At 60.0% G+C, this 14,078-nt stretch carries 13 protein-coding genes and 2 tRNA genes; 2 read left to right on the top strand and 13 right to left on the bottom strand.

The features are described 5' to 3' along the window. Positions 1 to 6 precede the first annotated feature (6 nt). The 10 genes from ACSBQS_RS22550 to ACSBQS_RS22505 all read right to left on the bottom strand — a co-directional run bounded on the left by ACSBQS_RS22550 (position 7) and on the right by ACSBQS_RS22505 (position 10,380). Positions 7 to 708, bottom strand: coding sequence for a DUF2461 domain-containing protein (locus ACSBQS_RS22550; RefSeq protein ID WP_434991356.1), 702 nt, complete (start codon positions 706 to 708; stop codon positions 7 to 9). 21 nt (positions 709 to 729) lie between these two features. Continuing rightward, the gene (locus tag ACSBQS_RS22545) at positions 730 to 1,308 is read right to left on the bottom strand and encodes a hypothetical protein (protein WP_172756018.1); all 579 of its coding nucleotides are present in this window, start codon (positions 1,306 to 1,308) and stop codon (positions 730 to 732) included. After that, positions 1,308 to 2,303 carry a hypothetical protein gene (locus ACSBQS_RS22540; RefSeq protein ID WP_033654501.1) on the bottom strand — a complete coding sequence of 332 codons (996 nt, stop codon included), beginning with the start codon at positions 2,301 to 2,303 and terminating at the stop codon, positions 1,308 to 1,310. Before ACSBQS_RS22540 ends, ACSBQS_RS22545 begins: the two co-directional genes overlap by 1 nt. A gap of 112 nt (positions 2,304 to 2,415) precedes the next feature. Next, positions 2,416 to 3,960: a threonine ammonia-lyase, biosynthetic gene (gene ilvA, locus ACSBQS_RS22535; protein WP_015379394.1), complete on the bottom strand. Its 1,545-nt coding sequence runs from the start codon at positions 3,958 to 3,960 to the stop codon at positions 2,416 to 2,418. Between the two features lie 5 nt (positions 3,961 to 3,965). Next, the gene (gene ilvD, locus ACSBQS_RS22530) at positions 3,966 to 5,816 is read right to left on the bottom strand and encodes a dihydroxy-acid dehydratase (protein WP_015379395.1); all 1,851 of its coding nucleotides are present in this window, start codon (positions 5,814 to 5,816) and stop codon (positions 3,966 to 3,968) included. 106 nt (positions 5,817 to 5,922) lie between these two features. Next, positions 5,923 to 6,849: a branched-chain amino acid transaminase gene (locus tag ACSBQS_RS22525; protein WP_033645378.1), complete on the bottom strand. Its 927-nt coding sequence runs from the start codon at positions 6,847 to 6,849 to the stop codon at positions 5,923 to 5,925. 23 nt (positions 6,850 to 6,872) lie between these two features. After that, entirely contained in the window at positions 6,873 to 7,130 is a 258-nt protein-coding gene (gene ilvM, locus ACSBQS_RS22520) for an acetolactate synthase 2 small subunit (RefSeq protein WP_004929955.1), read from the bottom strand. Further along, positions 7,127 to 8,773 carry an acetolactate synthase 2 catalytic subunit gene (ilvG, locus tag ACSBQS_RS22515; RefSeq protein WP_187048471.1) on the bottom strand — a complete coding sequence of 549 codons (1,647 nt, stop codon included), beginning with the start codon at positions 8,771 to 8,773 and terminating at the stop codon, positions 7,127 to 7,129. The genes ilvM and ilvG overlap by 4 nt, the downstream gene beginning before the upstream one ends. Before the next feature lie 142 nt (positions 8,774 to 8,915). After that, positions 8,916 to 9,014, bottom strand: a complete 99-nt coding sequence (gene ilvL, locus ACSBQS_RS22510) for an ilv operon leader peptide (RefSeq protein ID WP_013814970.1) — start codon at positions 9,012 to 9,014, stop codon at positions 8,916 to 8,918. 133 nt (positions 9,015 to 9,147) lie between these two features. Next, positions 9,148 to 10,380: an MFS transporter gene (locus ACSBQS_RS22505; RefSeq protein ID WP_434991355.1), complete on the bottom strand. Its 1,233-nt coding sequence runs from the start codon at positions 10,378 to 10,380 to the stop codon at positions 9,148 to 9,150. Positions 10,381 to 10,721: 341 nt separating this feature from the next. Here ACSBQS_RS22505 and ACSBQS_RS22500 point away from each other — a divergent pair, with 341 nt between their 5' ends. Further along, on the top strand, positions 10,722 to 12,245 hold the full coding sequence (locus ACSBQS_RS22500) for a YifB family Mg chelatase-like AAA ATPase (RefSeq protein ID WP_434991354.1): 1,524 nt from the start codon (positions 10,722 to 10,724) through the stop codon (positions 12,243 to 12,245). Between the two features lie 28 nt (positions 12,246 to 12,273). On the opposite strand, the gene ACSBQS_RS22495 is transcribed toward ACSBQS_RS22500, so the two are convergent. Further along, positions 12,274 to 12,612 carry a DUF413 domain-containing protein gene (locus ACSBQS_RS22495; RefSeq protein ID WP_004929946.1) on the bottom strand — a complete coding sequence of 113 codons (339 nt, stop codon included), beginning with the start codon at positions 12,610 to 12,612 and terminating at the stop codon, positions 12,274 to 12,276. A gap of 119 nt (positions 12,613 to 12,731) precedes the next feature. On the opposite strand from ACSBQS_RS22495, the gene hdfR reads away from it, so the two are divergent. Next, a complete protein-coding gene (gene hdfR / locus ACSBQS_RS22490) occupies positions 12,732 to 13,559 on the top strand; it encodes an HTH-type transcriptional regulator HdfR (protein ID WP_033645382.1) in 828 nt (275 codons plus the stop codon). Positions 13,560 to 13,828: 269 nt separating this feature from the next. Here hdfR and ACSBQS_RS22485 read toward each other — a convergent pair. Both ACSBQS_RS22485 and ACSBQS_RS22480 read right to left on the bottom strand, forming a co-directional pair. Continuing rightward, a tRNA-Trp gene (locus ACSBQS_RS22485) sits at positions 13,829 to 13,904 on the bottom strand. A 51-nt stretch (positions 13,905 to 13,955) separates the two neighbouring features. Further along, positions 13,956 to 14,032 (bottom strand) — tRNA-Asp (locus ACSBQS_RS22480). Positions 14,033 to 14,078 lie beyond the last annotated feature (46 nt).

The raw sequence follows: 14,078 nt of genomic DNA, 5'->3' as shown, positions 1-14,078 counted from the left end.
GGGTTTTTACAGGTCGGCCGGATCGACCTGCTTCATCGCCTCCACCTGCATCAGCCAGTGATAGAGCGGCTCAAGCTGCAAAAATGCCCCGGCCAGCAGCGGCGCCAGATCGGCGTTGAACAGCTTTTCCACCGCGCTGTCGCTGACCATCACCGCGAACGATTTGCGGTTGTACCAGGTGGCGATCTCCGCCGCCTGCTCCTTGACCAGCGGACGCTTGTAGCTCTCGCCCACCAGCTCGAACGGCGGCCGGCAACAGGCGGCCACCTCCAGGAAAGGCTGCGGCCGCTGTTTCAGCGTATGGCGGAACAGATCCATGGTCGGCTTGTTGGCGCTGTAGTAACCGAGCCCATAGCGCAGCATGTCCGGCCCCAGTTCGAAAAAGTAGACCGGCGCATCTTTCCAGTCTTTGCTCGGGCGCTTGAACGTCAGCCACATGCGGCTGCGGTAGCGCGACTTGTCGTGAGAAAACCGTGTATCGCGATGAATGCGCGACAGCGTTTTGCCGATCGCCGGGCGAGTCTCGAACTGCGGATCGATCGCCAGCATGCTGGGAGCAAGCTGCTCCGCCAGCGCGCGAAACGGCGCCAGCAGCTCGCGATCGTAGATGTCGCGGTTGCCGTCGAACCACGCCTTATCGTTCTCGATCCGCACCTGCTGCAGGAAATTCAGGCCCTGCTGGCTAAAGCCGGAGAAAGGTTGCGTCATAAGTTTTTCCGTTCTGACGGTTTATCGGGTATTGCGCAGATCTTCCCTCTGCCAACGGCGTTTGATAAACACGCGCCGACGCGTGCGGAAATAGGCGACATACAGGTAGAACGCCGCCCGGTTGCTGAACAGCGCCCCGCCAACCGCGCCCCCTAGCAGTAGGGCGCCGGTGGCGATGCCGGTCATGCCCGCCGCCCACGCCGCCGCGGTGCCGAGGCAACACAGACCGAGCATGCCAAGGTAATATTGCAGCAATACCACCCCGCTGTTTTTACCCTGCACCAGTTGGAACAGGATCAGCGTCATCCACACCGCCACGATCGCGCCGCTGCCCATCAACACGGCGGCGGAGGTCTTGCCGCTCCAGGCGGCCGCCACATCCGTGACCAGACCCATCACGCCCGCCAGGCCCAGCATCAGGCACACCATCAGCAGCATGACGTTGCCGACGCCCGGTGGTGACAGCCGCTGGCCCGGCGTCAGGAAATGCTGCTCGAGCTGCGCATCCACGCCGGCGAAAAGCGCACGATCGCGCGCCGCGATTTGGCTTTCCATCTCCCGGCCCTGCACGATCAGGCGTTTAATCATCCAGTCCGCCATTACCTCACCATCTGCGGCAATTTCTGCATAATGCCCACAAAATACTGCCCGGTGGTTTTCACATTCACCGGTGCAGACAGGGTGCCGCTGATGCCGCTGCCCACGAACGTCAATGAGTTATTGAGCGCCGAATGCAATTGCTGACGCAGCCCGTTTTGGATCGCTTCCGTCGGATAGCGCTTCGGGTATAAACCGTTCTTCACCATCTCTTTCAAGACGTTATTGGAAATCCCCGGGTTTTCCGCCCGAATGATGTTTTCGGTCAGCCGCTTCCTTTCGCTGCGGGGCATGCTTTTCAGCCATTCCGTCGCCTTGCGCGCCGAAATGCGGCGCATGGCGCGATAGGTCATCGTCGCTTCCTTTAGGGCGGCCCCGGCGCTGGCCAGCGAGATCACATCGAGCACGGTACTGGTGGCGATATACCACTGCTCTGAATCGAGCTGAGCCAATTCATCCCCTTTCCCGTCATAAAGCTTGTTGACGCGGTACAGCCCATTGCCGCACTGCAGCGCGCTGGCGGCCATGCCGGCATAGCCCAGATAAGCCACCGCTGAGCTGGTGCCGCCGGTAAACGGCACGGCGACGCTGCCCGACGCCAGTAAAAATACCGATACCAGCAGCGTTCCGCACGACAGCGCGGCCGAGGCCAACTCTTTGCTGACGCTGGGTTTGCTCAGCGCTTCCGACAGCGTATTGGTTGCGGCAACGCGCGAAGTATGAGCCACCGTTTTGCTGATGACCACATGAGTGACCTGCGAAGCGTTCGAATAACCGGTGTGCTGCGTCGGACGAACTAAAAATGAGTTTTGCCCGTCGGAAAAAATAATCCCCACGCCATGAAAGGCGAGGCTGCAGTCCAGAGAGTCCTGCAGGGCTTGCAGATTAATATCGCGATAGAATTCTTGTACGCCGGTATTGCCCAACAGGCGGGCAAACTCGGCGTTGGTCAAATCGTCTTCGGGAGAACCGAACGGCGTAGAAAAAGCAGTTTTCATTGTCGTGCATCCCTATACGTCAGAAGTCTTGGCAGTATAAAAATGCACGACAAAATCACAACCGCGCAACCCATAAACTGACTAATGCGTCACGGTTACTTATCAATCCGACTCACCCCTGCAAAAAGAAGCGGAACGCCGGGTTGTCGGTTTCGTCGTGGCAATCGTAGCCCAGCGCCTGCAGGTGCCGCTCGAATTCCGGCTCGCTTTGCGCCAGCTCGAAGGCCGCCAGCACCCGGCCGAAGTCGGTGCCGTGGCTGCGATAGTGAAACAGCGAGATGTTCCAGTGCGTGCCCAGCGTCTGCAGGAACTTCAGCAGCGCGCCCGGCGACTCCGGAAACTCAAAGCTGTACAGCCGTTCGCGCAGCGGCTTCGACGGACGCCCGCCCACCATGTAGCGCACGTGCAGTTTAGCCATCTCGTCGTCCGACAGATCCACCACCTGATAACCGTCGGCGTTGAGTTCGTCGATGATCTCCCGCCGTTCGGCGTGGCCGCGCGTCAGCCGCACGCCGACGAAAATGCAGGCGTTGTCGGCATCGGCGTAGCGGTAGTTGAATTCGGTCACCGAGCGCCCGCCCAGCAGTTGGCAGAACTTGAGGAAGCTGCCCTGCTGTTCCGGAATGGTCACCGCCAGCAGCGCTTCGCGCTGTTCGCCCAGTTCACAACGCTCGGAAACATAGCGCAGCCCGTGGAAGTTGAGATTGGCGCCGGACAGCACGTGCGCGAGACGCTCACCCTGAATGTTGTGCTGCTGGACGTACTTTTTCAGCCCCGCCAAAGCCAGCGCGCCGGAAGGTTCGGCGATGGCGCGCACGTCCTCGAACAGATCTTTGACCGCCGCGCAGATGGCGTCGCTGTCCACGGTGATCACGTCGTCCAGATACTCACGGCACAGGCGGAACGTTTCGTCGCCGATGCGTTTCACCGCCACGCCTTCGGCGAACAGCCCGACGCGCGCCAGATCCACCGGATGGCCGGCATCCAGCGCAGCGCGCAGACAGGCGGAGTCTTCCGCTTCGACGCCGATCACTTTGATCTGCGGCATCAGCTGTTTGATCAGCACCGCCACCCCGGCGGCCAGGCCGCCGCCGCCGACCGGCACGAAGACCCGATCCAGATGCGCGTCTTGCTGCAGCAGCTCCATCGCCAGCGTGCCCTGCCCGGCGATCACCGTCGGGTGATCGAACGGCGGCACGAAGGTCATGCCCTGCTGTTGGGAAAGCTCGATCGCCTTCGCTTTTGCCTCGTCGAAATTGGCGCCGTGCAGCAACACTTCGCCGCCGAAGCCGCGCACCGCATCCACCTTGATGTCCGCGGTGGACACCGGCATCACGATCAGCGTTTTGATGCCCAGCCGTTTACCGGAGAAGGCGACGCCCTGCGCGTGGTTGCCGGCCGAAGCCGTCACGACGCCGCGCGCCTTCTGCTCTTCGTCCAGCCCGGCGATCATCGCATAGGCCCCGCGCAGCTTGAAGCTGTGCACCGGCTGGCGATCTTCGCGCTTCACCAAAATGGTGTTGCCGAGGCGCGAAGAGATTTTGCTCATGGCCTGCAACGGGGTGACTTGCGCCACCTCGTAAACCGGCGAGCGCAGTACCGCTCGCAGATATTCCGCGCCGCAGGGGGCGCTGGGTAGGGGTTGAGAGACCGCCATGCTGCTTATCCCCCCAGTTTGCTCTTGTCGCGCACCGCGCCTTTGTCGGCGCTGGTGGCCAACGAGGCGTAGGCGCGCAGCGCGAAGGACACCTGACGTTCACGATTTTTCGGCGTCCAGGCCGCGTCGCCGCGCGCCAGTTCCGCCTCATGCCGCGCCGCCAACTCCTGCTCGCTGACATCCAGCTGGATGCCGCGATGAGGAATGTCGATCGCGATCATGTCGCCGTCCTGCACCAGGGCGATCAGGCCGCCGTTAGCCGCTTCCGGCGAAGCGTGGCCGATGGACAACCCGGAGGTGCCGCCGGAGAAACGCCCGTCGGTGATCAGCGCGCACGCTTTGCCCAGCCCCATCGATTTCAGGTAGGTGGTTGGGTAAAGCATTTCCTGCATGCCCGGCCCGCCTTTCGGCCCTTCGTAGCGAATCACCACTACGTCGCCCGCCACGACTTTACCGCCGAGGATCGCTTCTACCGCGTCGTCCTGGCTTTCATACACTTTGGCCGGGCCGCGGAAGGTGAGGATTTCCTTGTCGACGCCGGCGGTTTTGACGATGCAGCCGTTTTCTGCCAGGTTGCCGTACAGCACCGCCAATCCGCCGTCCTGACTGTAAGCGTGCTCACGGGTGCGGATGCAGCCTTCCTTGCGGTCGGTGTCCAGCGAATCCCAGCGGCAATCCTGGGAGAATGCCTGCGTGGTGCGGATACCGGCCGGCCCGGCGGAGTACATTTTCTTGACGCTTTCGTCGCGGGTCAGCATCACGTCGTAGGCTTCCAGCGTCTGCGGCAGGGTCAGCCCCAATACGTTGTTCACCTCGCGGTTCAGCAAGCCGGCGCGGTCCAGCTCGCCGAGGATGCCGATCACGCCGCCGGCGCGGTGCACGTCTTCCATGTGATATTTCTGCGTGCTCGGCGCCACTTTGCACAGGTGCGGCACTTTGCGCGACAGACGATCGATGTCTTCCATGGTGAAGTCCACCTCACCTTCCTGCGCCGAAGCCAGCAGGTGCAGCACGGTGTTGGTCGAACCGCCCATGGCGATATCCAGCGTCATGGCGTTTTCGAACGCCGCCTTGTTGGCGATATTGCGCGGCAGCGCGCTTTCGTCATCCTGCTCGTAATAACGTTTGGTCAGCTCGACGATGCGCTTGCCGGCGTTGAGGAACAGTTCCTTGCGATCGGCGTGGGTGGCCAGCAGCGAACCGTTGCCCGGCTGCGACAGGCCCAGCGCTTCGGTCAGGCAGTTCATCGAGTTGGCGGTGAACATGCCGGAGCAAGAGCCGCAGGTCGGGCAGGCGGAACGCTCGATCTGCTCGCTGTCGGCGTCGCTGACGTTCGGGTTCGCGCCCTGGATCATCGCGTCCACCAGATCCAGCTTGATGATCTGGTTGGAGAGTTTGGTCTTGCCGGCTTCCATCGGACCGCCGGAGACAAAGATCACCGGAATATTCAGGCGCAACGCCGCCATCAGCATGCCCGGGGTGATCTTGTCGCAGTTGGAGATGCACACCATCGCATCGGCGCAGTGGGCGTTCACCATGTATTCGACCGAGTCGGCGATCAGCTCGCGCGACGGCAGGGAATAGAGCATGCCGCCGTGGCCCATGGCGATGCCGTCATCCACCGCAATGGTGTTGAACTCTTTGGCCACGCCGCCGGAGGCTTCGATCTGTTCGGCGACCAGTTTGCCCAGATCGCGCAGATGCACGTGGCCAGGCACGAACTGGGTAAAGGAGTTGACCACGGCGATGATTGGCTTGCCGAAATCGGCGTCGGTCATCCCGGTCGCGCGCCACAATGCGCGGGCACCCGCCATATTGCGGCCGTGGGTGGTGGTGGCGGAACGGTACTTAGGCATGCTCTTTTCACTCCAAATGTATTTATGACAGGCGGCGAACGAACCGCCTGGATATTCTTATCTTGTCTGTCTTGTCGTCCGCCACGCTGCGCGGCGAACCTTATCGTTACGGATTGACCGGATCCAGCCAACCGTATTTGTCTTCGGTCTTGCCGCTGAACAGGCCGAAGAACGCCTGTTGGATCTGTTTGGTCACCGGGCCGCATTTGCCGATGCCGACCTGAATGCCGTCCACGCTGCGCACCGGCGTGATCTCCGCCGCGGTGCCGGACATGAACACTTCGTCGGCCAGGTACAGCGATTCGCGTGACAGCACCTGCTCGCGCACGTCGAAGCCCATGTCTTTCGCCAGCTTAATGATCGCGTCGCGGGTGATGCCCGGCAGCGCCGACGAGGTGAACGGCGGGGTATAGAGCACGCCGTCTTTCACTTCAAACAGGTTCTCGCCCGCCCCTTCGGAAATGTAGCCGTGCACGTCGAGCGCGATGCCTTCCTGATAGCCGTGGCGGCGCGCTTCGCTGCCCACCAGCAGGGAGGAAAGATAGTTGCCGCCGGCCTTGGCCGCAGTGGGGATCGTGTTTGGTGCGACGCGGTGCCAGGAGGAGACCATCGCATCGATGCCTTGATCCAGCGCTTCTTCACCCAGATAAGCGCCCCAAGGAAACGCCGCGATAATCACGTCCGTTTTATAACCGGCCGGTGGGTTGACGCCCATGCCGACATCGCCGACGAACACCAGCGGACGAATGTACGCGCTGACCAGGTTATTCTTGCGCAGCGTAGCGCGGCAGGCTTCCATCAGCTCGTCGACGCTTTGCGACACCGGCATGCGGTAGATTTTCGCCGAATCGTGCAAGCGCTGCATATGCTCGCGATGACGGAATACCACCGGCCCCAAGTGCGAGTCATAGCAGCGTACGCCTTCAAACACCGACGTGCCGTAATGCAACGCGTGCGACATCACGTGCACTTTGGCCTCGGCCCAAGGAACCATCTCACCATTGAACCAAATGTAATCGGCTTTCTTTGTCATTGTTATTTATCCTTCTCGGCGCCTCAGGCGCGTATTTGTTGTGATGTTGGCTGCTGGATCTCGACGCAGGAGACGTCCATCAGTTTGCTTAATTGAGATGACAACAGGGCGACCGGACGCGGGCTGGCAACGGTCAATTCGATATTGATGCTGTCGGCGTTGGCCGGGGAAACCATATTCATAGCACAAACCTGAAAGCCGCGATGACGCACGACCCGCAATACGCGCTCTAACATTTCGGGGCGAAAACGCGCCTGGATCGAGAGTTGATGCTGCATCATGATATTTCCTCCAACATGGTTTCGTTGCCGGCGCCCGGCGGCACCAGCGGCCAGACGTTTTCGAGTTCGTCGATAGAGACCTGCAGCAGATAAGGGCCTTCGGTGTTGAACAGCGCCTCGAGCGCGCCCTCCACCTGATCCTTGCGGCTGATGCGCTGGCCGGGAATGCCGAAGGCGGCGGCCAGCATCAGGAAGTCGGGGTTATCGGACAGGTTGGTTTCGCTGTAGCGGCCGTCGAAGAACAGCTGCTGCCATTGGCGCACCATCCCGAGACGCTGGTTGTCCAGCAGCACGATCTTCAGCGGCAGCTGTTTGCGCTTGATAGTGCCCAGTTCCTGCACGTTCATCATGAAGGAACCATCGCCCGAGACGCAGATCACCGTATCTTGCGGACGCGCGATCTGGGCCCCGACCGCCGCCGGCACGCCGAACCCCATAGTGCCGAGACCGCTGGAGGTGATGAAATTCTCCGGGCGCTCGAACGTCATGTGCTGCGCGCTCCACATCTGGTGCTGGCCGACGTCGGTGGTCACCACGCTGTTGGCCGGCTTGCGGGCGGACAGCTGGCGCAAGAACAGCGGCGCGTAGATCGGCTGGCCGGGGTGATCGTAGCGGCAGGCGTGCTCGGCTTTCAGCGCCGTCACCTGCTGCTGCCAGGCGGCGATGTTCAGCGGGCGCTGCAACGCCGGCAGCAACGTTTTCAAATCGCCCTGCAGGGCCACATGCGCCTGGCGCAGCTTGCTCATTTCCGCCGGGTCGATATCCATGTGGATCACTTTGGCGTGCGGCGCGAAGGCGTTCAGCTTGCCGGTCACGCGGTCATCGAAACGCGCGCCGACGGCAATCAGCAAATCGCACTCCTGCACCGCCAGGTTAGCGGCCTTGGTGCCGTGCATGCCCAGCATGCCGAGGTACAGCGGATCTTGCGCATCCGGCGCGCCCAGCCCCTTCAGGGTGGCGACGTTCGGCATGCGGGTCACGGCGATGAACTCGCGCAGCGCCGGCACCGCCTGCGCCATGCCCACGCCGCCGCCGACGTACAGCATCGGTTTATGCGCCTGCGCCAGCAGCTCAGCCGCCTCGGCCAACGCCGCCGTCGGTAACGCCGGCGCTTCATCGACCGGCATCAAATGCGGATGCAGGTCGCCTTGCGCCAGCTGGATGTCTTTCGGGATATCGATCAGCACCGGGCCAGGACGGCCGCCGGCGGCGATGGCGAAAGCTTCCGCCATGATGCCCGGCAAGGCATCCAGCGATTCCACCAGGAAGCTGTGCTTGGTGCAGGCCAGAGACAGGCCGAGAACATCGATCTCCTGAAAGGCATCGGTGCCGATCAGCGCGGACCCCACCTGACCGGTGATGGCGACAACGGGAACGGAATCGAGCAGCGCATCCGCCAGCCCGGTGATCAGGTTGGTGGCGCCGGGACCGGAAGTGGCGATACAGACACCGACTTTGCCGGTGGCGCGGGCGTAACCGATGGCGGCCATGGCGGCGCCCTGTTCATGGCGGCACAGCAGGTGTTCCACGCCGCCGTCGTACAGCGCATCGTACACCGGCATGATTGCCCCGCCCGGATAGCCGAATACGGTATCCACACCCTGCGCACGCAACGCTTGAACTACCCACTGAGCGCCATTCATAGTTATTTCCCCGCCTTACTTCGACAATCGCAGGATTTTGTTCTGTTTTTCATGCTCTGCCCCTTGCTCCACTTTTCTCTTGCCAATAAAAAACCCCCGGACCTGACGGTGCGGGGGTTCTCTTGCGATTCCGGCTTGTTTGCTAAGCCTTTCTTCGTCCAAGTGCAGCCCCGCACGGTGGGATAATAATCACCACCACGCTAATCACGACTAGGCTAATCACTTGGGCAAAGGCTTTCATAATGGGTTTGTTCACTGTGCTCATTCAGAACTAATGCTTACAGAGGTATCATAGTCGCGCGCGGCATGACAACACTTTTTTTGCGTTATTATTCGGCGCAATCTGGTCATACCTCACGCGAATCGCCCGGATTTCACACGTTGGCGCGCATACCTGGATTTTTCACCGCGCCGGTGATGGCCTTGCCGCGCGTATCCTTGCCGAAGAACACCAACAGAGCGATCGCCACCGCCACCGTCCCGGCAACCATGGCCATCGCCAGGCCATAATTATGCCCATGATGCTCGGCGAGGGTGGCTTGCAGCGTGGCGTTGACCGAAGCGATCAGGTTGCCCAGCTGATACACGAACCCCGGCAGCACCGCGCGGGTGTTGGCCGGCACCAACTCGGTCAGGTAGGTCGGCACCACGCCCCAGGCGCCCTGCACCATGAACTGCATCAGGAAAGCGCCGATCCCCAACATCAGCGAACCGCTGGAAAACGCCCACAGCGGGATCACCGGCAGCGCCAGCAGCGCGGCAATGATGATCGCTTTTTTGCGGCCGATCTTTTCCGACAACGAACCGAAGAAAACACCGCCGATAATTGACGCGATATTGTAGCTAATGGCGATGATACTGACGGTTTTAGGGTCGAAACCGTGCTGAACTTTCAGAAACACCGGATACAGATCCTGCGTGCCGTGGGAGAAGAAATTGAACGCCGCCATCAGCAGCACCAGATAGCAGCACAGCTTCCAGTGGCTCTTCAACACCGGCAGCAAGGCGGTGCTCTCTTTGCGTTCACGCGCCGCCAGCCACACCGGCGACTCCTGCACGCAATAATAAATAAACGGCAGCAGCAGGATCGGCGCCGCGCCGATGACGAACATGCCGCGCCAGCCGACCGTTTCGAACAGCAAGCCGTACACCACCGCCGCCAGCAGATAACCAAACGGATAGCCGGCCTGGAAAATACCCGACATCAGGCCGCGTGAGCGGTCCGGTATGGTTTCCATCGCCAACGACGACGCCACGCCCCAGATGCCGCCCATCGCGATACCGTACAACACCCGCAACAGCAAGAAGACCGTCAGCGAGGGCGCGGCGGCGGAGAGCAGCTCAAACACCGAGAAGAAGACGATATTCAGCATCAGGATCGGTTTGCGGCCATATTTTTCCGCAGCGCGCCCGAAGATCAGCGCGCCGATCGGCCGCACCGCCAGCGTGAGCAGAATCGCCAACGTGACCTGTTCCAGGCCGACGTGAAAGGATTGTGCGATGTCGCTGAGTAAGAATACCAGTACGAAAAAATCGAAAGCGTCGAGCGTCCAGCTTGAAAAACTGGCGATTGCCGCATTGCGTTGCAGCGGGGTCCAACCAAACATAGTGTTATCCCTACCGTAGAGTACGAAGTCAGGAGATTTAGCGGCTGCCGGGCAGACTGCCGCGGCGGTCGGAGTGTGTTAAAGAAGTGATTTTTCTTTTAATCAATTGTTAAATACACCCATCAAGCCTATGGCTGCAATGCGTACAGGCCGCTAATGTGTTGCAGGCTTCAGCGAATTGTTAATGGGTATTGCCACAGGCTGCGAGGCGGTTCGCACAATCTTTTTCAATTCGATGAAAATCAGTGATTATGCTGCGAGTTTCATGGAAAAAATGCCAAGAACGCCGCGCGGCACCTGGATAAATCGCGCATCATGCCGCCCTCAGCAAGGAGAGCGATATGTCACTGGCGGTAATCTATAGCCGCGCCATCATCGGCGTTCAGGCCCCTTCCGTAACGGTAGAGGTGCATATCAGCAATGGCCTGCCCGGCCTGACGCTGGTTGGCCTGCCGGAAACCACGGTAAAAGAGGCGCGCGATCGGGTGCGCAGCGCCCTGATCAACAACGGTTTCACCTTTCCCGCCCGCCGCATCACCGTCAATTTGGCGCCGGCCGATCTGCCGAAAGAAGGCGGGCGCTACGATCTGCCGATTGCGCTGGCGATCCTCGCCGCCTCCGAGCAACTGCCCCTCGCCCCGTTGGCACGCTACGAGTTTCTTGGCGAACTGGCGCTGTCCGGCGCGCTGCGCGCGGTCAGAGGCGCCATCCCGGCGGCGCTGGCGGCGGCTGACGCCGGGCGACAATTGGTCCTCTCCACGGACAACGCCGCCGAGGTCGGCCTGATTGCGCAGTCACAATCCCATACTGCCCAACACCTGTTGGAGGTCTGTGCCTTTTTGCTCGGCCAGGGCGAGCTGCCGGTAGCCATCACGCCTCCCGCGGCAGACAACCCGCACGAGAACGCCGATCTGCGCGACATCATCGGCCAAGAGCAGGCCAAGCGGGCATTAGAGATCGCTGCCGCCGGCGGGCATAACCTATTGTTGATTGGGCCGCCGGGCACCGGTAAAACCATGCTGGCCAGTCGACTGACTGGCTTACTGCCGCCGCTGACGGAACCTGAGGCGCTGGAAAGCCTGGCGGTCGCCAGCTTGCAGCATCCTGTTCTCACCGCTTTGCCATGGCGCCAGAGGCCATTTCGCGCACCGCATCACAGCGCATCGATGGCGGCGTTGGTCGGCGGCGGCTCACTGCCGCGCCCGGGTGAGATATCTATGGCGCATAACGGCGTGCTGTTTCTGGATGAGCTGCCGGAATTCGAGCGTAAGGTGCTGGATGCGCTGCGTGAACCGCTGGAATCCGGCGAGATCGTGATTTCACGTGCCAACGCCAAGGTCTGCTTCCCGGCCAAGGTGCAATTGATCGCGGCGATGAATCCCAGCCCAACCGGGCATTACCAGGGTATGCATAATCGCGCCTCGCCGCAGCAGGTGCTGCGCTACCTGGCCCGGCTGTCAGGGCCTTTTCTCGATCGTTTCGATCTGTCTATCGAAGTGCCGCTGTTACCTCCAGGTACGCTCAGTAAGCGGCAAACTCAGGGAGAAAGCAGCGAGCAGGTGCGGGAAAGAGTGCGACAGGCACGCGCCCGGCAGCTCGAACGCGCCGGTAAAATCAACGCGCTGTTAAACAACCGTGAAGTGGAACGGGATTGCGTGTTGCAGGCGGCAGACGCCGAGTTTTTGGAAGCGACATTAAACGCGTTGGGGTTATCGGTCCGCGCCTGGCAGCGCATCTTGAAAGTGGCGCGCACGCTGGCGGATTTGGCGGGGGATGCCGAGATCGGCAGGCGCCACCTGAGCGAAGCGCTGAGCTATCGCAGTATGGACCGTCTGCTGTTACAACTGCATCGTAGTCTGGAATAGAAAATGGGGCCCGAAGGCCCCATCGTCTTTAGTCTTCGCTGTCGCTGTAATCTTCTACTGCGTCAGCCTGCGGCTTACCGCCGGACAACGTATGGAATTTCTTCGGGCGACGTGTGCGCGCCAGATATTTAGCCCATACTTTTTCCTGCTCGGTAGCCGCTTCGCGCTCACCGCGGCACACTGCGACGAACAGCTGTTCTTCTTCAGTGGCCGGCTGGCGTTTGCCCGAGTCCAGCTCGTTAAACGCGTAGCCGAAGCGCTCTAGCAATTGCGCCTCTTTAATGGTGAAATCGCCGTGACGGGAGAACCCGCGAGGGTAATGTTTATTATCAAAAAAACGATTGGTCGTGGTGAAGCTATCCGCCATCTGACACGCTCCTAATTCTCTTATGGCCGTGCTGTTTATGGCGCGGAGTATTAGATAGGCTTGACAGCGTGTAAAACAAAACATTTAAATCTTAACGACAAATTTTTTTGGAGATAGGTGTGGATACCGAATTACTGAAAACCTTTTTGGAGGTCAGTAGAACGCGTCACTTTGGCAGAGCCGCAGAATCTTTGTACTTAACGCAGTCCGCGGTCAGTTTCCGCATCCGTCAGTTAGAAAACCAGTTGGGCGCAAATTTATTTACCCGTCATCGCAATAACATCCGCCTGACGCCTGCCGGCGAGCGGCTTCTGCCCTATGCCGAAAGCCTGATGAACACCTGGCAGTTGGCGAAGAAAGAGGTCGTGCGTTCACTGCAACATACCGAGCTGTCGATCGGCGCGACTGCCTCGTTGTGGGAGGCTTATTTGACCCCCTGGTTGCAATCTCTCTATCAACAAAGAGAGGCGCTGCAACTCGAAGCCAGGGTGGCCTTAAGGCATTCTTTGGTAAAGCAACTGCATGAAAGGCAGCTCGATTTACTGATCACCACTGAGCCGCCAAAGATGGATGAGCTGGCCAGCCAGCAGCTGGGCAATTTCTCATTACGCTTGTTCTCATCCGCGCGTCGTGACAAGCAATCCCCCATGCCGTACATCAAGCTGGAATGGGGGGCCGACTTCCACCAACAGGAAAACCGCATGTTGGAAGGTGATAACGTGCCGGTACTCACGACCACCTCGGCACACCTGACGCGTCAGTTGCTGGAAACCACAGGCGGATGCGCTTTCCTGCCCAGCCAGTGGGAAAAAGAGTATCCGCAGTTGCTTGCCGCCGCCGAGATCCCGCCGATTGTCCGCCCACTGTATGCCGTCTGGTTGCAAAATAGCGATCAACAGCCTTTGATTCGGCAATTACTTAAAATACCTTTAAATACCGCAGCCTAAAGCGCTATGGCGGCCTTAAAAGCCGCCACCGTGGTCATGGCTGTCTATCATGCCAAAAGCCGCCCATCGCCTTCTGAGAGAAGAAAATGCAAAACGGTAGGAGAATCAGGAGGTCTGCTGGGGTAAAGATCGAAAGATCATAAGGTAACTCGGATCAGATAGACATCAGCATAGAGCAGCCAATACGCTCTTTTCCAAAGCGGGAATGCTCCAAGGGAAGGGATAATAGGTAAAAAAAAACCCTTTGCTTTCGCAAAGGGTTCTTAATATGGCAGGGGCGGAGAGACTCGAACTCGCGACACCCGGTTTTGGAGACCGGTGCTCTACCAACTGAGCTACGCCCCTAAATCTCGCTTAACATTATGCCTGCTAAAAAAGCAGGCATAATTAAATAAGTGGCGGAACGGACGGGGCTCGAACCCGCGACCCCCTGCGTGACAGGCAGGTATTCTAACCAACTGAACTACCGCTCCACCGATTCTTTTACGTTGTATCTTTCGATACCGGCAATATCGCGCT

Source organism: Serratia sp. H402Y, assembly GCF_051172415.1.
Lineage (GTDB): Bacteria > Pseudomonadota > Gammaproteobacteria > Enterobacterales > Enterobacteriaceae > Serratia > Serratia ureilytica.
Note: the sequence above shows the minus strand (reverse complement) of the source record. Positions and strands in the feature narration are given on the sequence as shown.

Excerpts from the sequence above, each read along its gene's own strand:
- ACSBQS_RS22495 (WP_004929946.1), bottom strand. The coding sequence starts at position 12,612 with ATGGCGGATAGCTTCACCACGACCAATCGTTTTTTTGATAATAAACAT.
- ilvA (WP_015379394.1), bottom strand. The coding sequence starts at position 3,960 with ATGGCGGTCTCTCAACCCCTACCCAGCGCCCCCTGCGGCGCGGAATAT.
- ilvM (WP_004929955.1), bottom strand. The coding sequence starts at position 7,130 with ATGATGCAGCATCAACTCTCGATCCAGGCGCGTTTTCGCCCCGAAATG.
- ACSBQS_RS22505 (WP_434991355.1), bottom strand. The coding sequence starts at position 10,380 with ATGTTTGGTTGGACCCCGCTGCAACGCAATGCGGCAATCGCCAGTTTT.
- ilvG (WP_187048471.1), bottom strand. The coding sequence starts at position 8,773 with ATGAATGGCGCTCAGTGGGTAGTTCAAGCGTTGCGTGCGCAGGGTGTG.
- ilvD (WP_015379395.1), bottom strand. The coding sequence starts at position 5,816 with ATGCCTAAGTACCGTTCCGCCACCACCACCCACGGCCGCAATATGGCG.
- ACSBQS_RS22500 (WP_434991354.1), top strand. The coding sequence starts at position 10,722 with ATGTCACTGGCGGTAATCTATAGCCGCGCCATCATCGGCGTTCAGGCC.
- ACSBQS_RS22550 (WP_434991356.1), bottom strand. The coding sequence starts at position 708 with ATGACGCAACCTTTCTCCGGCTTTAGCCAGCAGGGCCTGAATTTCCTG.
- ACSBQS_RS22540 (WP_033654501.1), bottom strand. The coding sequence starts at position 2,303 with ATGAAAACTGCTTTTTCTACGCCGTTCGGTTCTCCCGAAGACGATTTG.
- ilvL (WP_013814970.1), bottom strand. The coding sequence starts at position 9,014 with ATGAAAGCCTTTGCCCAAGTGATTAGCCTAGTCGTGATTAGCGTGGTG.
- ACSBQS_RS22525 (WP_033645378.1), bottom strand. The coding sequence starts at position 6,849 with ATGACAAAGAAAGCCGATTACATTTGGTTCAATGGTGAGATGGTTCCT.
- ACSBQS_RS22545 (WP_172756018.1), bottom strand. The coding sequence starts at position 1,308 with ATGGCGGACTGGATGATTAAACGCCTGATCGTGCAGGGCCGGGAGATG.